Origin of the sequence: Streptomyces humidus (assembly GCF_014649655.1) — a bacterium.
Classification (GTDB): domain Bacteria; phylum Actinomycetota; class Actinomycetes; order Streptomycetales; family Streptomycetaceae; genus Streptomyces; species Streptomyces humidus.
The window spans coordinates 87865-108210 of the sequence record NZ_BMTL01000035.1; the positions used below are offsets into that span (position 1 = coordinate 87865).

At 71.0% G+C, this 20346-nt stretch carries 13 protein-coding genes; 6 read left to right on the plus strand and 7 right to left on the minus strand.

The annotated features are described in order from the left end of the window. Positions 1-11 precede the first annotated feature (11 nt). From IE239_RS32990 to IE239_RS33000, 3 genes are read left to right on the plus strand one after another with little or no spacing between them, the layout of a single operon-like run. Positions 12-887: an amidohydrolase family protein gene (locus IE239_RS32990; protein WP_190153145.1), complete on the plus strand. Its 876-nt coding sequence runs from the start codon at positions 12-14 to the stop codon at positions 885-887. A gap of 12 nt (positions 888-899) precedes the next feature. Further along, complete coding sequence (locus tag IE239_RS32995; protein WP_190153125.1) at positions 900-2405, plus strand: acyl-CoA synthetase; 1506 nt, start codon at positions 900-902, stop codon at positions 2403-2405. A 25-nt stretch (positions 2406-2430) separates the two neighbouring features. After that, positions 2431-2886, plus strand: a complete 456-nt coding sequence (locus IE239_RS33000) for a MaoC family dehydratase (RefSeq protein WP_190153126.1) — start codon at positions 2431-2433, stop codon at positions 2884-2886. A gap of 114 nt (positions 2887-3000) precedes the next feature. Here IE239_RS33000 and IE239_RS33005 read toward each other — a convergent pair whose 3' ends face one another. The 7 genes from IE239_RS33005 to IE239_RS33035 form a co-directional block, all read right to left on the minus strand. Further along, positions 3001-4668 (minus strand): PHP domain-containing protein, encoded by a 1668-nt coding sequence (locus IE239_RS33005; RefSeq protein WP_190153127.1) that lies wholly within the window; start codon positions 4666-4668, stop codon positions 3001-3003. Beyond that, positions 4665-6542, minus strand: coding sequence for a LamG-like jellyroll fold domain-containing protein (locus tag IE239_RS33010; RefSeq protein WP_190153128.1), 1878 nt, complete (start codon positions 6540-6542; stop codon positions 4665-4667). The genes IE239_RS33005 and IE239_RS33010 overlap by 4 nt, the downstream gene beginning before the upstream one ends. A gap of 64 nt (positions 6543-6606) precedes the next feature. Next, complete coding sequence (locus tag IE239_RS33015; RefSeq protein WP_190153146.1) at positions 6607-9561, minus strand: glycoside hydrolase family 2 TIM barrel-domain containing protein; 2955 nt, start codon at positions 9559-9561, stop codon at positions 6607-6609. An 8-nt stretch (positions 9562-9569) separates the two neighbouring features. After that, complete coding sequence (locus tag IE239_RS33020; protein ID WP_190153129.1) at positions 9570-10439, minus strand: carbohydrate ABC transporter permease; 870 nt, start codon at positions 10437-10439, stop codon at positions 9570-9572. A 15-nt stretch (positions 10440-10454) separates the two neighbouring features. Then, positions 10455-11417, minus strand: a complete 963-nt coding sequence (locus IE239_RS33025; RefSeq protein ID WP_190153130.1) for a carbohydrate ABC transporter permease — start codon at positions 11415-11417, stop codon at positions 10455-10457. Further along, a complete protein-coding gene (locus tag IE239_RS33030; RefSeq protein ID WP_190153131.1) occupies positions 11417-12703 on the minus strand; it encodes an extracellular solute-binding protein in 1287 nt (428 codons plus the stop codon). Before IE239_RS33030 ends, IE239_RS33025 begins: the two co-directional genes overlap by 1 nt. 124 nt (positions 12704-12827) lie before the next feature. Then, positions 12828-13847 (minus strand): carbohydrate kinase family protein, encoded by a 1020-nt coding sequence (locus IE239_RS33035; RefSeq protein ID WP_190153132.1) that lies wholly within the window; start codon positions 13845-13847, stop codon positions 12828-12830. 165 nt (positions 13848-14012) lie between these two features. Between IE239_RS33035 and IE239_RS33040 the strand changes: the two genes are divergently transcribed. The 3 genes from IE239_RS33040 to IE239_RS33050 all read left to right on the plus strand — a co-directional run bounded on the left by IE239_RS33040 (position 14013) and on the right by IE239_RS33050 (position 19309). Then, positions 14013-14777 carry a DeoR/GlpR family DNA-binding transcription regulator gene (locus tag IE239_RS33040; RefSeq protein WP_190153147.1) on the plus strand — a complete coding sequence of 255 codons (765 nt, stop codon included), beginning with the start codon at positions 14013-14015 and terminating at the stop codon, positions 14775-14777. Beyond that, positions 14774-16111, plus strand: a complete 1338-nt coding sequence (locus tag IE239_RS33045; RefSeq protein ID WP_190153133.1) for a 6-phospho-beta-glucosidase — start codon at positions 14774-14776, stop codon at positions 16109-16111. The genes IE239_RS33040 and IE239_RS33045 overlap by 4 nt, the downstream gene beginning before the upstream one ends. 117 nt (positions 16112-16228) lie before the next feature. After that, on the plus strand, positions 16229-19309 hold the full coding sequence (locus IE239_RS33050; protein ID WP_190153134.1) for an alpha-mannosidase: 3081 nt from the start codon (positions 16229-16231) through the stop codon (positions 19307-19309). The last annotated feature ends 1037 nt before the right edge of the window (positions 19310-20346 follow it).

A 20346-nucleotide genomic window follows, 5' to 3' on the forward strand; every position in this document is an offset into this window, starting at 1 on the left:
CGCACCCTCCGATGAACGTCGGCGACCTGGTCGCGATCGACGTCCACACCCACGCGGAGGTGTCCTCCAAGGGCCACTCCTCGCTGGACGACGACCTGCACGACGCCTCCTCCGCCTACTTCAAGGTCGAGGGGAAGCGGAAGCCCACCCTGGAGGAGACGGCCCGGTACTACCGGGAGCGGAGGATGGCCGCCGTGATCTTCACGGTGGACGCCGAGTCCGCCACCGGCACCGCGCCGGTCCCCAACGAGGAGGTGGCCGAGGCGGCCGCCGCCAACGCCGACGTGCTCATCCCCTTCGCCTCCATCGACCCCTTCCGGGGGAAGGCGGGCGTGCGGCAGGCCCGGCGCCTGGTCGAGGAGTACGGGGTGAAGGGCTTCAAGTTCCACCCCAGCATCCAGGGCTTCTTCCCGAACGACCGCTCGGTGGCGTACGACCTGTACGAGGTGATCGAGGAGACGGGCGCCATCGCCCTGTTCCACACCGGTCAGACCGGCATCGGCGCGGGCGTCCCGGGTGGCGGCGGGATCAGGCTCAAGTACTCCAACCCCCTCCACGTGGACGACGTGGCGGCCGACTTCCCCCACCTCAAGATCATCCTGGCGCATCCGTCCTTCCCCTGGCAGGACGAGGCCCTCGCCGTCGCCACGCACAAGCCGGGCGTGCACATCGACCTGTCCGGCTGGTCGCCGAAGTACTTCCCGCCGCAGCTCGTGCAGTACGCGAACACGCTGCTCAAGGACAAGGTGCTCTTCGGCTCCGACTTCCCCGTCCTCACCCCCGACCGCTGGCTCGCCGACTTCGACAAGCTGACGATCAAGGACGAGGTGAAGCCGAAGATCCTCAAGGAGAACGCCGCCCGGCTGCTCGGGCTGACCACACCGTAAGGGGCTTGGAAGATGCGCAACGAGGGACTGGGGTCCTGGCCCGCACGCCGGGCCCGCAAGACCCCGCACCGCACGGCCCTGATCCACGACGACCGGCCGACGGACTACGCCACGCTGTACACCCGCACCACGCGGCTGGCGCACGCCCTGCGCGACCGGGGCGTACGGCGCGGCGACCGCATCGCCTACCTCGGCCCCAACCACCCCGCCTACCTGGAGACCCTGTTCGCCGCCGGCACGCTCGGCGCGGTCTTCGTCCCCCTCAACACCCGCCTCGCCGGCCCTGAGATCGCCTACCAGCTGGCGGACTCCGGAGCCAAGGCCCTCGTCTACGGCCCTTCCCACGCGGGCCTGGTCGCCGGACTCCCCGGGAACTCGGACGTCCGCACGTACGTCGAGGTCGGCGCCGAGTACGAGGAGGCGCTCGACGCGGCCTGCGACGAGCCGATCGACACCCCGGTCGCCCTCGACGACACCTGCATCATCATGTACACCTCGGGGACGACCGGCCGCCCCAAGGGCGCCATGCTCACGCACGGCAACCTCATCTGGAACGCGGTCAACGTCCTCGTCGACATCGACCTGATCGCCGACGAACGCGCCCTGGTCTCCGCCCCGTTGTTCCACACCGCGGGCCTGAACATGCTGACGCTGCCGGTGCTCCTCAAGGGCGGTTGCTGCGTCCTGGTCGAGGCCTTCGACCCGGCGGCGACCCTCGACCTGATCGAGCGTCACCGGATCACCTTCATGTTCGGGGTCCCGACGATGTTCGAGCAGGTGGCCCGGCACCCGCGCTGGCCGGACGCGGACCTGTCGTCGCTGCGGGTCCTGACCTGCGGCGGATCCCCGGTGTCGACGCCGCTGATCGCCGCGTACCAGGAACGCGGACTCACCTTCCTTCAGGGCTACGGAATGACCGAGGCGTCGCCCGGCACGCTGTTCCTGGACGCCGAGCACGCGATCAGCAAGGCGGGCTCGGCCGGCGTTCCGCACTTCTTCAGCGACGTACGCGTCCTGCGCCCCGACCTCACCCCGGTCGACGTGGGCGAGACGGGGGAGATCGTCGTCCGCGGACCGCACGTCATGCCCGGCTACTGGGGGCTGCCCGAGGAGACGGCCGCCGCCTTCGCCGACGGCTGGTTCCGCAGCGGCGACGCGGCCCGGGTCGACGAGGACGGGTACGTGCACATCGTCGACCGCATCAAGGACATGATCATCTCCGGTGGGGAGAACGTCTATCCCGCCGAGATCGAGGACCTGCTCCTCACCCACCCCGACATCGTGGAGTGCGCGGTCATCGGCGTGCCCGACGACAAGTGGGGCGAGGTGCCGCGCGCCGTGGTCGTGCCCCGCGAGGGCGCCCGGCTCGACCCCGAGGACGTGCTGGCCATGCTGGCCGGACGGCTCGCCAAGTACAAGATCCCCAAGTCGGTGGTGGTGGCGGACGAACTCCCGCGCACCGCCTCCGGAAAGCTGCTGAAGTCCCGGGTGCGCTCCCGGTTCGGCACCGAATCCTGAACAACTCTCCTGTGAGGAACGGCATATGAGCATCACCGTCAACGGACTCGACGAGCTGAAGAAGCTGGCCGGAAGCGAACTGGGCACCAGCGAGTGGATCGAGGTCACCCAGGAGCGCATCGACACGTTCGCCGACGCGACCGGCGACCACCAGTGGATCCACGTCGACCCGCAGAAGGCGGCGGCGGGTCCCTTCGGCGCGCCGATCGCCCACGGCTACCTCACGCTGTCCCTGTTCATCCCGCTGTTCACCGAACTGCTGGACGTCCAGGGCGTCACCACGAAGGTCAACTACGGGCTGAACAAGGTGCGCTTCCCCTCGCCGGTGAAGGTCGGTTCGCGGATCCGGCTGGTCGCCAAGCTGGCCGAGGTCGAGGACGTGCCGGGCGGGGTGCAGATCACCGTCGACGGGGCGATCGAGATCGAGGGCGGCGCGAAGCCCGCGGCGGTGCTGCAGAGCCTGTCGCGTTTCTACGCGTGAGCTGACATGCCGTGGAGCCGCGACGCCGGGGCGGCCCGGCTCGTGGTGGAACCGCGCGACCGTCGTGATGGCCGGTCGCGCGGTTTCCGCGCTCCTGTCGGGCGCGGGCGACGCTCAGCCGGCCACGTCCACGAAGACCGGGTTGGAGTAGAACCAGGTGTCCGCCCACGGGTCGCCGTTGCCCGGCTCGTGCGGGACCGGGCCGTGCGGGTCGACGGACGCGCCCAGGTAACCGGTTGCGTTCCGGTTGCCGTCGCTGCCGCGCAGCCGGACGTAGAAGGACTCGTCGCCCACGGTGACCGGGACGCGCAGGGTGTACGTCCCCTTGCGGCCGCTCACGTCGGTCGTGCGCACGACCCTGGTGTCGGGGGCCCGCCAGGCGTCCCGGTCGGACACCGGGCCGCGCACCGCGCCCCGGATCACGTCCACGTGCGCCAACTCGGGCAGGATCCCGTGCGGGTTGGGTCGCGAGGCGCTGGTCACGGTGATGTCGAGGGTGAGCTTCTCGCCCCTGCGCACCCGCAGCCGGCCGCCGAGGGTCACTCCGCGCCCGCCGCCGTGCTCGCGCCGCAGCCGCACCTCCAGGCCGTCCAGCAGATGCCCGTGGTCCAGCCAGACCCGGCCCTCGCGCAGCCCCGTCATCACCGCGCGGTAGCCGTGACGGGTCACGCCCACATGAGTGCGGCTGAACTGGCCCGGCCAGAAGTCGCTGCCCGGCTGCGGGGCGCCGGTGTCCACCGGGGCCGGCAGCTTTCCGGTGGTGTCGAAGTTCTGCCCGGCCGGCCAGTCGCCGTTCTTCCAGGTGTCGAAGACCGTCCGGTGGTTGTCGGAGTTGGTCGTGATCGAGAACAGCCTGCCCTCTGCCAGCATCGAGTCCCACAGACCGCCCACGGTCGCGGTCGCCCAGTCGAAGCCCCCGTACGTGAGGTAGGCGTCCGCCGGGTAGCCCGCCCAGGACTGGGCCGACGGCCTGTTCTCGTACTCGCCGCGGACGGACGTCGCCCCCCGCAGGCCGGGGATCGCCGCGCCCTGGGCGCCGGGCGCGCCCTCCATGCCGATCATGATCTCGGGGGCCGCGTCGCGCCAGGCGCGCATCTCGTGCGGCGAGTCGATGCCCAGGCGCAGCGGGTGGTTGGCGAGCACGAGGACGTCGTCGACGTAGCCCGTGCGGCGCTGCTCGGCCAGCCACTTGATCGCCCTGACGGCGTGCGCCTCGTTGCGGGCGGTGTCGGCCGCCCCGGCGGAGCCCTCGGTGTAGCCGAGCAGCTTGCCGTCGTAGGCCAGCTCGAACTTCGTGAGCAGGTCGGCCTCGTGCGGGCCGGGCGCGGCGAACACCGTGCAGTGCTCGGCGGCCGGGATGTACCACTCCAGGCCCTGGAAGATCAGCTGGCGCGGGTTCGCCGCACGGGCCTTGAGGATCTCCTCGTGCTCGAGCGCGGCGCCGTGGGAGGCGTGCCCGAAGTTGGAGTGCTCGTTGAACACCATCCAGTCCAGTCCGTACCGTGCGGCGGCCCTGGCCTGCTGGGAGAAGGTGTACTTCGCGTCGTGGCTGTACACGGAGTGGACGTGGTGGTCGCCCACCAGGTAGGCGAGACGCGGGTCCTCGCCGCCGTGGCCCCCGCCGGTGGCGGCGGTGGCCGGGGCGGCCGCGCCGCCCAGCGCGAACGCTGCGCCGAACAGGCCTGCCCGGCGTATGAGTTGACGTCTCGACACGCCCTGAGGGTCGAGGTCGGCGGGGGCGACCGCCGGGTCGGCCCAGACGGGCAGCTGCTGCTCGGTCATGATGATCCTCGTGGCGTGGGTCGGTGGTTCAAGAAGGACGTGACGGGTAGCGCACGTTCGACGATGCGCACGTCGCCGAGGCGGCCGTGCAGGATCTGGTCGATCCGGCCGCCGTACTCGTAGCCGCCGAGCAGCCACGGCAGCCCGACGGAGGCGATGCCGACGGCCGCCGCCTTCGGGTTGCGCACCACCCGGCAGCCTTCGACGTACAGCGTGGTGTGCCGGCCGTCGTTGACGACCGCGAGGTGCCGCCAGGTCTCCAGCGGGGTCTCCTGACCCCAGTTGGTGGCGATCCCCTGCTGGTTCAGCGGACGCATCGCCCACTGCGGTTCCCGGTCGTCGGAGAGGGAGAGGGTGGCCAGCGGCTCGTCGGGGTCGTCGGCGGTCTTCCCCGCGGCACCGCCGGTGCCGGTGCGGCCGACCAGTCCCGACCAGGCGTGGTGTGCGGGGTCCCAGTCGGCCGGGAGACGGTAGAACGCCTCGATGGTGTAACCGTTGCTGAACGTCGCGGAGTTGAGGGGGGCCTTGTCGACCGTGCGCAGGTACGCGCCCTTCAGCGGGGACTTGTACCCCTGGAACTCCAGGCTGCCGTGTCCGGGCTGGTCGGGGTGATGGTCGGACGACCAGCTCAGCGCCCCGCCGCCCACGGTGACCACCGTGAGGTCGTTGCCGCGTCCGGACAGGTCCCGCACGGTGCCGCCCACCGCCGTGCCGTCGCCGTGGCCGTCGAAGCGCCAGTAGGCGACCGTGTCGGGCACCAGGACCCTCGCCGCGGGCCGCGGGGGACGCGGCGGGACCGGGTCGAAGCCGGCGAAGCGGGCGGCGAAGTCGATGCCGACCGTGAACCGGTCGGCGTCGCCGCTCAGTTCGCTCTCCTGCCGCTCCAGCTCGTTGAGCCCCTCGGCGGCCCGGCCGAGGATCCACGGGGAGACCGTCTCGACGTCGATGACGTTCCGGTCGAGGTCGAAGCGGTAGAGGCGGATCATCGCGGCGCCGCCGAAGTAACGGTTCTGATAGTTCGTCAGATGCAGATGGACGTCATGCCCGGCCGCGTTCCTGCGCGTCGCCCGGCCCGCGGGCCAGTAGTGGCCGTTGAGGGTGAGGAAGATCTGGTCGTGGTCGGCGATCAGCCGGTCCCACAGCTGCTGTCCGTACGCCGAGAGGGAGTCATCCCGGGCGACCAGCTCGTGCGTGGTCAGGACCACGGGGGTCCTCGGGTGCCGGGCCAGGACGTCGGCGGCCCAGGCGTACCCCTGGTCCGACAGCCGCCAGTCCAGCGCCAGCACCATCCACTCCCGCCCGGCCGCCCGGAACAGGTGGAAGGAGTTGTAGCCGTCGGGGGAGGCCCCGCCGAACGTGGGCTTCCCCCGGAAACGCCGCGGTCCGAAGGCGTCCAGGTACGGGGTCGCGCCGCGCTGGTCGGTCGTGGACGACTTCACGTCGTGGTTGCCGGCCAGGACGCTGTAGCCGACCCCGCGCCGGTCGAGCAGGGCGAACGCCTCGCTGATCGCGGCGATCTCGCTCTTCGTCCCGTTCTGGGTGAGGTCGCCCAGGTGGGACAGGAACACGAGGTTCTCGTGCCCGCCCTGATCGAGGAGGTAGCGCAGGGACGCCTCGACCGGCGCCCTGTCGATGCTGGGGCCGTCGAAGAGGTACTGCGTGTCGGGCATGACGGCGAGCGTGAAGCGGCGGCTGTCGGGATCGGGGCGCCACCGGGCGGCGGACGCCTCGGCGGCAGCCGCCTCCGCCGTGGCCGGCAGGGTCAGCCCGGCCGTGGCGGCTGCGCCGAGCAGGGCGGTGGCCCTCAGGAAACCGCGTCTTCCGGCACCGGCCTGCGCGGCCTCGCCCTGGTCGTGGGCATGCGAAGTACACACGTGTTGCTCCGTTGCGAAGTCCGTTACCGGAAAAGGTGGTTCAGAGGAAGCTCGGAGGATGCGCTCAGAGGACGCGCAGGGTCCAGCTCCAGCGGTGGACGCCCGGTGCGACGAGGTAGGAGGGGAAGGTGTCGGGGCCGCACGACGCCGTGCCCAGGCCGCGGTGCGCCGCGTCCAGGTGCACCACGCAGCCGGCCCGCGGGACCAGCTCGTCATGGTGGGAGGCGGCGGTCAGGTCCTCGGCGCGGTACCGCGTGACGGAGATCTGGCGCGGCTCGTCCAGCGTGACGGCCAGGCCCGTGGCGTCCGGCGCGGAGAGCGTGAAGCGTCGCACGCCGTGCCGTCCGCCGCTCTCCTGCGGACGCAGGTACGGCGTGAACAACTCGTCGACGGGGACGCGGTGGTGGCCCACCGGCGCGCCGCCGCTGCGGTCCGGGTAGGACTCCCAGGGGCCCTGTCCGAACCACTCCAGCAGGTCCAGGCCCGCGACCGTCTCGAAGACCGTGCCGACGCGTGCGACGTCGTCGAACTCCTCGGGCAGCTCCGCCTGTTCGTCGACGCGCACCCCGCCCTCGACCGGGGTGAACACCTGCCGGTGACGGACCACGCCCGCGGTAGCGGCGTACTCGGAGAGCACGGTCACCCCGTCGCCCTCCTGGCGGACCGAGACCAGCTTGCGCACGAGGGAGTCCAGCCCCCACGTCCGCCAGCGCAGCGCCATGCCGCCCAGCTCGTCGTTGTCGGTGGGCGCCCGCCACAGCGACAGCGTGGGCGAGGAGGTCAGCAGCGGGTGGACGAGGAGTCCCTCGGCGTCGGTCTCGACGCGTCCGGAGACCGCCGGGGCCCCGGCCGGTTCGGCCGCCCGCAGTCGCACCTGCGGCGCGCACACCGGCGTGCCGCGCGGCGCCCACGGCAGATCCTCCGCCGTCGTCACCCGCAGCGTCAGCCAGGCCTCTCCGCCGTCCGCCGGCAGCTCGAACGGCAGCGGCACCACCGCCGTCTCGCCCGGCCGCAGGTCGGGCAGGTCGGCTGCCGCGGTGAGCGTCCCGCCGTGGGCGAGAGACAGCTCCCACTCGCCCGCGAGCCACTCCAGGCCGCGGAAGTGCTGGTGGTTGGAGAGGACCAGCCCCTCGTGCCGGAAGCCCCGCAGCCTCAGCGGCGCGGCGAGTTCGCGGTGCTCGTACATCACCGGCTTCACGGTGCGGTCCGGCAGGACCACGCCGTCCGCGATGAACGCGCCGTCGTGGTCCGTCTCGCCGAAGTCGCCGCCGTAGGCCCAGCGGTAGCCGGGTGCGGTGACACCGTTGTCATAGAGTCCGGCGCCGCCACGCCCGACCGGTCTTCCGTCGTTCACGGACTGAAGGATCCCGTGGTCCCAGAACTCCCAGATGAACCCGCCCTGAAGACCCGGGGTGGCCTCGATGGCGGCCCAGTGGTCGGCCAGCGTGCCGTTGCTGTTGCCCATCGCGTGCGAGTACTCGCACTGGATCAGCGGCTTCGTCTGCAGCCCCGACAGCGCGTGCGCCACGCAGTCCTCCAGGGGCGCGTACATCGGACAGGCGATGTCGGAGGCGACGTGCGGATCCGCCCAGCCGCGCTTCGCCGCGCCCTCGTACTGCAGCGGCCGGGTCGGATCGTGCCGGCGCACCCAGCCCGCGGCCGCGTCGTGGTTGGCCCCGTAGTCGGACTCGTTGCCCAGCGACCAGACGATGACCGACGGGTGGTTCTTGTCCCGCAGCACCATCCGCGAGACGCGGTCGACGAAGGCGTTCAGATAGCGCGGGTCGTCGGCGATCTCATGGGCGTGGTCGTGGGACTCGATGTCCGCCTCGTCCACCACGTAGAAACCGATTTCATCGGCGAGGTCGTACAGAGCGGGGTCGTTGGGGTAGTGGGCGGTGCGGATCGCGTTGAACCCGAAGCGCTTCAACAGCACCAGGTCGGCGCGCATGTCCTCGACCGACACGGTCCGGCCGGTCAGCGGGTGGAAGTCGTGCCGGTTGACCCCGCGAACGAAGATCCGCTCGCCGTTGACCAGCAGGTCGCGGCCGACGATCGTCACGTCGCGGAAGCCGACCCGGTGCCGGGAGGCGTCGGCGACGGAGCCGTCGGCGCGGTGCAGGCGCACCGTCAGCCCGTACAGCTCCGGCGTCTCCGCCGTCCAGGTGCGCACCTCGGGCACCCGCGCGTGCAGGCGCGCCTCGCCCAGGAAGGCGGAGACGCGGTCGTCCTCGGCGTTGGCCAGGTCGAACTCCGCGTCCTGCGCCAGCGTGAGTCCGCCGGGCCCGTCCGGCCCGTCGGGCGCGTCCAGCTCCCCTGTGACGTACCACCCCGCGGGCAGCGCCCCGCCCGCGTCCCGCACCCGGCAGTCGACCCGCAGCTCGCCCTCCGCCGACGCCCGCACGTCCACGTCGGCCAGATACAGCGGGTCGGTGGCGTACAGCAGCACCGAGCGGGTGATCCCGCCGTGCCACCAGTGGTCCTGGTCCTCGATGTGCGAGGCGTCCGACCACTTGACGACCGTCAGCCGCACGACCGATGGCCGGCCGGGGGACAGGACGTCCGAGACGTCGAACTCGGCCGCCAGACGGGAGTCCTTGGAGAGGCCGACGGGCCGCCCGTCGACGTGCACCAGCAGCACGCTCTCGGCGGCCCCGACCTGGAGCACGATCCGGCGCCCGGCCCAGTCGGCGGGGACGTCGACCTCCCGTTCGTACACGCCGGTGGGATTGGCGTCGGGCGACAGCGGAGGGAACTCCGGGAACGGCATGCGGATGTTCAGGTACCGCGGCAGGTCGACAGTGCCCTGGACGTTCTGCATGGTCCAGACGCCGGGCACGGCCGCCGAGGACCAGTCACCGCCGACCGGCGCGTCCGGAGCGGGCAGCAACCGGAAACGCCAGTCGCCGTCCAGGGAGTGTGCTCCGGCGCGCCGGTCGACGGCGTTCATGGGCAGCCGCCGCCAGGAGGTCACCTCGGGGGACCTCCACGGGCTCAGCGCCAGCAGAGGATCGCTCACGTGGTCGTTCACTTGATCGCTCCCTTGGCGAGGTCGCCGATGATCTGGCGGGCGCCGATCGCGAACACGATCAGCAGCGGGACGAGGGCGAGCAGCGCGCCGGTCATGACCATTCCGTAGTCGGTGGTGCCGTGGGTGCCGTTGAGCTGGGACAGGGCGACCTGGAGGGTCACGTTGTCCGGGTCGGTGAGGGCGATCAGGGGCCAGGCGTAGTCGTTCCACTGGCCCATGAAGGTGAAGATGCCGAGGAAGGCCAGGCCCGGCCGGACGACGGGCAGCGCCACGTGCCAGTACTGGCGCAGGAAGTGCGCGCCGTCGATCCGGGAGGCGTCCAGCAGCTCGTCGTGGATCGCGCCCTTCATGTACTGGCGCATCCAGAAGATGCCGAAGGCGTTGGCGGCCGCCGGCACGATCAAGGCCGTCATCGAGCCGATCCAGCCGAGCCTCGCCATGATGACGAACTGCGGGATCGCCTGGAGCTGCGCCGGGACCATGAAGATGAACATGAGCAACATGAACAGCAACCGCTTGCCCGGGAACGCGAACTTGGCGAAGACGAAGGCCGCCAGCGAGTCGAAGAACAGGACCAGGAAGGTCACCGAGCCCGCCACCAGCAGCGAGTTGACCATCGAGCCGAAGAAGTCGACGGTGTCGAGGAGGCTGCGCACGTTCTCCGCGAAGTGCGTGCCCGGCAGCAGCTTGGGCGGATAGGAGAAGATCTCCGACGTCGTGTGCGTCGACATGATGACGGCCCAGTAGAACGGGAAGGCCGAGAGCAGGACGCCGAGCACGAGAACGGCGTGCAGCGCGAGCCCTCTGCGCCGCGAGCCGTCGATCCCCCGGGTACGACGGAGTCGTGTTCCTTGGATGGATGCCATGGTGTGCGGGCCTCCCTAGTCTTCGCCCCGGCGCTGCACGAGGCGCCAGTTGATGATCGAGAAGAGGACGACGACGAGGAAGATGCCCCACGCCACGGCGGCGCCGTAGCCGAAGTCGTTGTTGTCGAAGGTCTGCTGGAAGAAGTAGAGGACCATCGTCCGGCCGGCGTGGCCCGGACCGCCCGAGAACGTCGATTCGTTGGAGGTGTTCTGCAGCAGCACCTGGGGTTCGGAGAAGCTCTGCAGTCCGGTGATCGTCGACACGACGAGCACGAACAGCAGCACCGGGCGCATCATCGGCAGCGTGATCCGGAAGAAGGTCTGCACGGGGCCCGCGCCGTCCATCCGCGCCGCCTCGTACAGTTCGCCCGGGACGGTCTGCAGCCCCGCGAGGAAGATGATCGCGTTGTAACCGGTCCACTGCCAGGTCATCAGGGCCGCGATGGCGATCTTGATTCCCCACGGAGTGTTCAGCCAGGCGATCTGGTCGAAGCCGATCGCCTGGAGGAAAGCGTTCACGAGACCGAAGTTGGTGGAGAAGACCGAACCGAAGACGATCGCGACGGCCACGACCGAGGTGACGTTCGGCAGGAAGTAGGCGAAGCGGTAGACGTTCTTGAAACGGACCGCCGAGTTGAGCATCACGGCCGTCACCATCGCCAGGAAGATCATGGGGAAGGTGGCCAGCGCCCAGATGACGAGCGTGGTCCCGATCGAGGTCCAGAAATCGGCGTCGCCGAGCAGGTACCGGTACTGCGACAGGCCCGCCCACTCCATCGAGCCGAGGCCGTCCCAGCGGTGGAAGGAGAGGTAGAGGGAGAACCCGACGGGGATCAGTCCGAAGCAGAGGAAGAGCAGATAGAAGGGGGAGATCGCGGCATAGAGATGCCAGTGTTTGCGAAAACCCTTTCTGGGCCGTGCGACGGGTGTTTCCGTCCTGACCGCCGGGGGCTTCTCCAGTGCGGGGAGCGTGGCCATCAGTAGCTCACCCCCAGGTGCTTCGCGATGCGCCGACAGGTGCTCATGGCGTCACTCCAGGCCTGTTCCGGGTCCTTGCCGAGGACGCCCACGTTCTTGATCTCGTCCTTGACGGGCTGCCCGAGCGCCACGTCGAACGGGCTGTTGTAGGCGACCACGATCTTCTGCGCGGCAGGCCCGAAGACGTCCATGGTGACCTGGCCGCCGAAGAAGGGGTCGGGCTCACGGACCTGTTTCAGGGCGTACGAGGCGGGGGTGGAGGGGAAGAGCCCCGCGTCGACGAAGCCCTGCGCCTGGTTGCCCGCGTCGAGCATCCAGCTGATGATCCGGAAGGCCTGCTCGGGCTCGCGGCACGCCTTGGTGACCGACAGGAAGGAGCCGCCGTTGTTGGCGGGCCGCACGGGCATGTCGGCCACCCGCCACCGGCCCTTCGTCCTCGGCACGCCGTTCTTGAGGTCGCCGGTGGCCCAGGAGGCGCCCAGCTGGCTCGGCAGCCTGCCGGACTCCACGGCCGAGAGCTGGTCGGGGGTGCCGTTGACCAGGTTCGAGACGATTCCGCGCTGCTTGGCCTCCACGGCGAGCGCCCAGGCGTGGCGCACATGCTCCTGGTCGCCGATGAAGTGGCGGTCCTTGTCGACGTATCGCGCGCTGCCCTGCTGGACCGCGTTCTCGAAGACGCTGTTGATGTCCGTCAGCAGGGAGGCGCCCGGGATCCGCCGGCCGAGCTTCTCGCCCGCGGCGAAGAACTTCTCCCAGGTGTCGAGCTCCCTGGAGACGTCGGCGGGCTCGTAGGGCAGGCCGGCCTTCCGGAAGACGTCGTACTGGTAGAAGTGCGCGACCGGCCCGCAGTCGATCGGGAAGCCGACCATCGTGCCGTCGTCGGCGATGCCCTGGTCCCACTTCCACGGCAGGTAACCGCTCTTGTACCGGTCGGCGCCCAGGGTGCGCAGATCCACGAACTGGTCGGCGTTGGGCAGATAGGACGCCATGTCCTCGCCTTTGAGCCCCGCGATGTCGGGGACATGGGCGCGGCCCGCCATGGTGGTGATCAGTTTGGAGCGGTAGTAACCGCCGATCTTGACCGCTCGCAGGTCGACCGAGCTGTCGTAACGGGCCTTGGCGTTCTTGACGACGGTGTCGCCGAGCCCGCCGTCCCAGTACCACAGGACCATGTTCCGGCCGGTGGAGCCGGTCGGGACGGCGCAGCCGGCCGTCAGGCCGCCGAGCGCCGTGGCGGCCGTGCCGGCCAGGCCCGCGCGCAGCAGGCCTCTTCGTGAGAGCCGCACAGCTCCCACCGCCTTTCGGGTCTGTTCGCGTCTTCGCAGACGGTGTGCACTTCTCGCGTCTTCGCGGACGGTGTGCACTTCGAGGGACATGCGTGGGTGTCGTCGGGTCGGGGGAGGGGTGCCGTCAGGACCGCGGGGCGGGCGGGGTGACCGGGGCGTACCGCACGGGCGGCCCCACGTCCGCGGGGATGCGGTCGGCCAGGAAGCCGTAGGCCCGCTTGAGCTCGGGGTCGTCCAGCGAGCGCCACCAGCGCTCGACGCCGTACCAGCCGGGAGCGGCGAGAGCGCCGCCGTGGCGCCGCACCGAGAGCCCGGCGGCGAGGACGGCGAACCGCAGCCGTTCGACCAGCGGCCACCCGCCGAGCGAGGCGGCGACGAAGCTCGCGCCGAACACGTCCCCGGCGCCCGTCGCGTCCAGGACGTCCCCGGCGAGAGCGGGGACCTCGGCGTACTCCCCGGTGCTCTGGTCGACGGCGATCGCGCCGTCGGCGCCCCGGGTGACCACGGCCACCGGCACCAGTTCCGCGAGCGCGCCGAGCGCGGCGGCCGCGGTGCCGGTGCGGGTGTACGCCATCGCCTCGCTCTCGTTGGGGAGGAAGGCGTGGCACAGGGCGAGCTGTTCCAGCAGGTCGGCGGACCACTCCCGGGTGGGGTCCCAGCCCACGTCGGCGAAGATCCGCGTGCCGTTCGCGGCCGCCTTGGCGAGCCATCCGCGCGGTTCGGCCTCCAGGTGCACGAGGGCGGTGCGCGCCTCGGGCGGGTCGCCCAGCAGCACGTCCTGCGAGTACGGCGGTTCCTGGCCGTGGGTGACGAGGGCCCGGTCGTGGCCCTCGGCGAGGGCGACGGTGACCGGAGTGGGCCAGCCCGGCGCCGTGCGCGAGAGGGCGAGGTCCACGCCCTCCTGGCCGGCGAGGACCTCATGGCAGTGGGCGCCGTAGAAGTCGTCGCCGAAGACCGTGGCCAGACAGGTGCGCAGGCCGAAGCGGGAGGCCGCCACCGCGAGGTTGGCGATGCCGCCGGGGCCGCAGCCCATCCCCGTGGTCCAGATCTCCTCGCCGGGAGTCGGCGGTCCGCCGAGCCCCGTGAGGACGATGTCGTAGAAGAGCAGCCCGGTGAGCAGCACCTCGGGCCGGTCGTCGTCCACCGTGCATCCTCTCGTCGCAAGAATCGACGGAGCCCGTCACGTCGGAGGAGCTCGTCAAAACTCTTCAATTCGTGACCGGAATCGTGCGCCCATCGGCGACATTGGTCAATACCTCAGCAGAAGTGAGCATGGATTTGATTGAAGATGACGAGTAGTGTTCATGACGTGCTGGCAGAACGACGACATCAACTCATCCTGCGGGCCCTGCGCTCCGGCGGTCCCGCGGCCGTGACCGATCTCTCCGAGCAGCTGGGCGTGAGCCCCGCCACGATCAGGCGCGACCTGCTCAAACTCGAGGAGGACGGCCTGCTCACCCGGGTGCACGGCGGAGCCGTCGCGGAGGAGGGCGACCAGCCCTTCGCCGAGGTCGCCGAGGTGCGCGTGGCCGAGAAGGACGCGATAGCGGCCCGGGCCGCGGCGATGGTCGCGGACGGCCAGTCGGTGCTCCTCGACATCGGCACCACGGCCTACCGTCTGGCCCGGCAGCTGCACGGCCGCCGGCTCACGGTGATCACCAGCAACCTGGTGGTGTACGAGGAACTCGCCGACGACGAGGGCATCGAGCTGGTGCTGCTCGGCGGCATGGTCCGCCGCGAGTACCGCTCCCTGGTCGGCTTCCTCACCGAGGACAACCTGCGCCAGCTGCACGCCGACTGGCTGTTCCTCGGCACCAGCGGTGTGCGTCCGGGCGGGCAGGTGATGGACACGACGGTCGTCGAGGTGCCGGTGAAACGGGCCATGATCGAGGCCGCTGACAAGGTCGTCCTGCTCGCCGACTCGGCGAAGTTCCCGGGTACGGGCATGGCGAAGGTCTGCGGTCCCGAGGACCTGGACGTGGTGGTGACGGACACGCCGGTCGATCCGGCGACCCGGTCCTCCTTCGAGGAGGCGGGCGTCGAGGTGGTCGTGGCAGGAAAGGTGCGAGCGTGAAACTGACGATTCTCGGCGGCGGCGGATTCCGGGTGCCGCTCGTGTACGGGGCGCTCCTGGCGGACCGCGGCGAGGGCCGGGTCACCCGGGTCGTCCTGCACGATCTGGACGACAGCCGGCTGAACGCGGTCGCCCGCGTGCTGGGCGAGCAGGCGGCCGCCGTCCCCGACGCGCCGGAGGTGACGGCCACCACCGACCTCGACGAGGCGCTGCGCGGCGCCGACTTCGTCTTCTCCGCGATCCGGGTCGGCGGTCTCGAAGGCCGTGCGGACGACGAACGGGTGGCTCTGGCGCAGGGCGTCCTCGGCCAGGAGACGGTCGGCGCCGGCGGCATCGCCTACGGACTGCGGACCGTGCCCGTCGCCGTCGACATCGCCCGGCGGGTGGCCCGTCTGGCGCCCGACGCCTGGGTCATCAACTTCACCAACCCCGCCGGTCTCGTCACCGAGGCCATGTCCCGCCACCTGGGCGACCGGGTGATCGGCATCTGCGACTCCCCGGTCGGGCTCGGCCGCCGCATCGCCCGCGTGCTCGGCGCGGACCCGAAGGAGGCGTGGATCGACTACGTCGGCCTCAACCACCTCGGCTGGGTGCGCGGCCTGCGGGTCGCCGGCCGCGACGAGCTGCCGCGGCTGCTCGCCGACCCCGGCCTGCTCGGCTCCTTCGAGGAGGGCAAGCTCTTCGGCGTCGACTGGCTGCGGTCCCTCGGCGCGATCCCCAACGAGTACCTGCACTACTACTACTTCAACCGGGAGACCGTGCAGGCCTACCAGCAGGCCGAGAAGACCCGCGGCGCCTTCCTGGCCGACCAGCAGGCCCGCTTCTACGAGGAGATGAAGCGCCCCGGCGCGGCCGCCCTGAGCGCCTGGGACCGCACCCGCGCCGAACGCGAGGCCACCTACATGGCCGAGAACCGGGAGAGCGCCGGCGCCGGCGAACGCGACGCCGACGACCTCTCCGGCGGCTACGAGAAGGTCGCTCTCGCCCTGATGCGGGCCATCGCCCGCGACGAGCGCACGACGCTGATCCTCAACGTGCGCAACCAGGGCACCCTCTCGGTGCTCGACGCGGACGCCGTCATCGAGGTGCCCGCGCTGGTCGACGCCAACGGCGCGCATCCGGTCTCCGTGGCCCCGCTGCCCGAGCACGCCACCGGGCTGGTCTGCGCCGTCAAGGGCGTCGAGCGCGAGGTGCTGGCCGCCGCCGAGTCCGGCTCGCGCGCGACGGCCGTGAAGGCCTTCGCGCTGCATCCCCTGGTCGATTCGGTGAACGTGGCCCGCAGGCTGGTCGAGGGCTACACCGACGTCCATCCCGGGCTGGCGTACCTTAGGTAGACGTCCGGGAGGGAAAGCGCTTTCTCTCCCGGTCCGCCAGGCAACCGGACCCCGGTCCGTTCAGCACCCGGCCCCCGGGCCTCCCCGCACTTCGTGGTCCCTCACTGGAGATTCCCCATGCATGACGAACGCCGCCGCATCGAGGAGCGCGTCGAGCGCGTCCACCACCAGCGCGTCAAGCCCGCGATCTACGCGGCCACCGTCCCCCTCGAGGTCGAGGCCTGGCAGGCGCCGGGGGAGCCCGTGCCGTTCGCGGAGGCCGCGGCCGCCGCCTACGAGCCCTTCGCGATGGACACCCCCTGGGGCCCGCCCTGGGGCACCACCTGGTTCCGGATGCGCGGACAGGTGCCCGCCGAATGGGCCGGCCGGCGCGTCGAGGCCGTCATCGACCTCGGCTTCGTCGGCGACTGGCCCGGCAACCAGGCCGAGGCCCTCGTCCACCGCACCGACGGGACGCCGCTGAAGGCGGTCAACCCGCTCAACCAGTACGTGCCGATCGGCAACCCGGCGCAGGGCGGGGAGAGCATCGACTACCTCGTCGAGGCGGCCTCCAACCCGGACATCCTGGCGAACGACTTCGCGGCGCCGACCCTGCTCGGCGACGTCCTGACCGCGGGCGACCGGCCGCTCTACACGTTCCGCCGCGCCGACATCGCCGTCCTCGACGAGGAGGTCTGGCACCTCGACCTCGACCTCCAGGTGCTGCGCGAACTCATGGTCCACCTCGGCGAGCACGAGCCGCGCCGCCACGAGATCATGCACGCCCTGGACCGGGCCATGGACGCCCTCGACCTGGACGACGTCTCCGGCAGCGCCGCCGCCGTGCGCGAGGTGCTCGCCCCGGTCCTGGCCCGCCCCGCCCACGCCAGCGCCCACACCATCTCCGGCGTCGGCCACGCGCACATCGACTCCGCCTGGCTGTGGCCGATCCGCGAGACCAAGCGCAAGACCTCCCGCACCTTCTCCAACGTCACCGCGCTCGCCGAGGAGTACGACGACTTCATCTTCGCCTGCTCGCAGGCCCAGCAGTACGAGTGGGTGCGCGACAACTACCCGCAGGTGTGGGCGCGGATCCAGGAGTCGGTGAAGAAGGGGCAGTGGGCGCCGGTCGGCGGCATGTGGGTCGAGTCCGACGGCAACCTGCCCGGCGGCGAGGCCATCGCCCGCCAACTGGTCCACGGCAAGCGGTTCTTCATCGAGCACTTCGGCATCGAGACCAAGGGCGTCTGGCTGCCGGACTCCTTCGGCTACAACGCCGCCTACCCGCAGCTCGCCAAGCTCGCCGGCAACGACTGGTTCCTCACCCAGAAGATCTCCTGGAACCAGACCAACAAGTTCCCCCACCACACCTTCTGGTGGGAGGGCATCGACGGCACCCGCATCTTCACGCACTTCCCGCCCATCGACACCTACAACGCCCGGTTCAGCGGTGAGGAGATGGACCGCGCGGTGCGCAACTACTCGGAGAAGGGCGGCGGCACCCGGTCGCTGGCCCCCTTCGGCTGGGGCGACGGCGGCGGCGGCCCCACCCGCGAGATCATGGAACGGGCCCGTCGGCTGGCTGACCTGGAGGGCTCGCCGAAGGTCGTCGTCCAGCACCCCGACGCGTTCTTCGCCAAGGCCCGCGCCGAGTACCCGGACGCGCCCGTCTGGGTCGGCGAGCTCTACCTGGAGCTGCACCGCGCCACCTACACCACCCAGGCCCGCTCCAAGCAGGGCAACCGGCGCAGTGAACACAAGCTGCGCGAGGCCGAGTTGTGGGCGACGACGGCCGCGCTGCACGCGCCGGGCTACGCCTACCCGTACGAGAAGCTGGACCGGCTGTGGAAGACGGTGCTGCTGCACCAGTTCCACGACATCCTGCCGGGTTCCTCCATCGCCTGGGTGCACCGGGAGGCCGAGGCCGAATACGCCCGGGTCGCCGAGGAACTGGAGACGCTGACGGCCGAGGCGGTCGCCGCGCTGGGCGCCGGCCGGCCGGGCGAGCAGCCGGACGCCTCGCCCCGGGTGTTCAACACCAGCCCGTTCGCCCGCGCCGAGGTGGTGCGCACACCGCAGGGCCGGCCGGTGTACGTCGAGGCGCCCGCGAACGGCAGCGCGCCGCTGACCGGAGCGCGCCCGCCGCAGCCGGTGACGGTCTCCGGCCGCGTGCTCGACAACGGACTGGTCCGGGTGGAGATCGCGGACGACGGCACCCTCTCCTCGGTGTACGACCTGCGGGCGGACCGCGAGGTCCTCGCCGACGCCGGCAACCTGCTGCGCCTGCACACCGACCTCCCGAACTGCTGGGACGCCTGGGACATCGACAAGCACTACCAGAACCGCTACACCGACCTGCTGGAGCCGGACGCGGTGACGGTCGTCGAGGAGGACCCGCTGGTCGGCGCGATCCGGGTCACGCGCTCCTTCGGCAAGGGCTCGACGATCACCCAGACCATCACGCTGCGGGCGGGCAGCCCCCGCGTCGACTTCGAGACCGACATCGACTGGCACGAGGCGGAGAAGATCCTCAAGGCGGCGTTCCCGGTGGACATCCGCGCACCGCACTCCTCCGCCGAGATCCAGTTCGGCCACATCCAGCGCCCCACCCACACCAACACCAGCTGGGAGGCGGCCCGGTTCGAGGTCTCCGGCCACCGCTGGGTGCACATCGGCGAGCCCGGATACGGCGTCGCCGTCGTCAACGACTCCACCTACGGCCACGACGTCTCCCGTACCGTCCGCGAGGACGGCGGCACCACCACCACCGTCCGCCTCAGCCTCGTCCGCGCCCCGCGCATCCCGGACCCCGAGGCAGACCAGGGCCGGCATCGCTTCGTCTACGCGCTGCTTCCCGGCGCGAGCATCGAGGACGCGGTCGCCGAGGGCTACGCCCTCAACCTCCCGCTGCGCGTGGCGGACGCGGCCGACGCACCCGGCCCGATCGTCTCCGTGGACGGCGACGGCATCACCGTCGAGGCGGTCAAGCTCGCCGACGACGAGTCCGGCGACGTCGTCGTACGGCTCTACGAGTCGCGCGGCGGCCGGGCCACGGGCGTCCTGCGCACGGGGTTCCCGCTCGTGGGCGCCAAGGTCACCGATCTGCTGGAGCGGCCGCTGGAGCCGGCCGACCTCGCCCGGGACGGCGGGATCGCCGTAACCCTGCGTCCCTTCCAGATCCTGACGCTCCGTCTGGAACGCGCCGTCGCCGGCCGCTGACGCAGCCCTTGGGGGCGGGCGCGACCGGGCGTCCCGTCCGCCCCGCCCGCTCACCCGGAAACGCTGTGCGCCGGGCAGGAGTTCGACCCCGCCGATGCGCCCCTCTTCCCCTGACGCCAGGCCGGGATGTGCAACAGATCGAAGGCCGGAGGAGGGATCCGAGAGCGCGCCGAGGCCGTGCACGGGACGGCGCGCGGGCTTCCGGGCGGCCACCGCCACGGACCGGGCACTGCTCCCGGCGCACGGCCGTCCGCCGGGAGCAGTGCGCGGGCGGCATGCGTTCGGGTCGGTCGGCCGCTCCCCGTGACAGCGGCCGACCGACCCGATCCCCCGTTCCCCCGGGAATCCCCCGTCGATTCCCGTTCTTCCCCCGTGGATCCCCGTGCTTCCCCCGAGACCCCGGTGTTCCCCCGGCTCCCCCGCGGGGTCTTTCCCTCTTAGGAGCAGGCGCCCCGGCCCCTGATACACCTTCCGGGAAAAAAAATCCCCCGGACCGCAATCCGGGGGAACTCGGGGAGGTGCGGCGGCTTCGGGGGATGTCGGCCGGTGAAGTCCGCCGCGGTCTTCAGCGCGGTGAGGATCCGCGCCCGCACTGCCGCAGGGGGACTGCAGAGGGACTGCATAGGGATGCACCACTGTGCAGGGGGTGCGCAACAGAGCCGGTACGGACCGATCGGCGTATCAAGAAGCGTGACGCGACCGGACCGTACCGCTTAGCTGAATCTCTGTTCCCCTGTTCTCCGCGGGTGTTCTCCGAGGGCCCAGGCCGGCGTCCGGGCTACCGGGATTCATTCGCAGTGCATCGGGCTTCAGGACTCTGCTGATCAGCCAGGTGGTGAAGCGAATCTGGTGGTCGCGAGGCGGAGCGTCGCAATGTCGTTCCGGCGGAGCTGGACTGTGCCGCGAGAACGGTGACGGATCGTACGAACGTTCCCCATGGCGGTGCGTGTGCGACATGTCTAGTGTGATCGTCATGCAGCTCCGGTACGCCTTCAGGGTGCGACACGAGGTCGCACCGCTCAAGCGGATAAATCGGG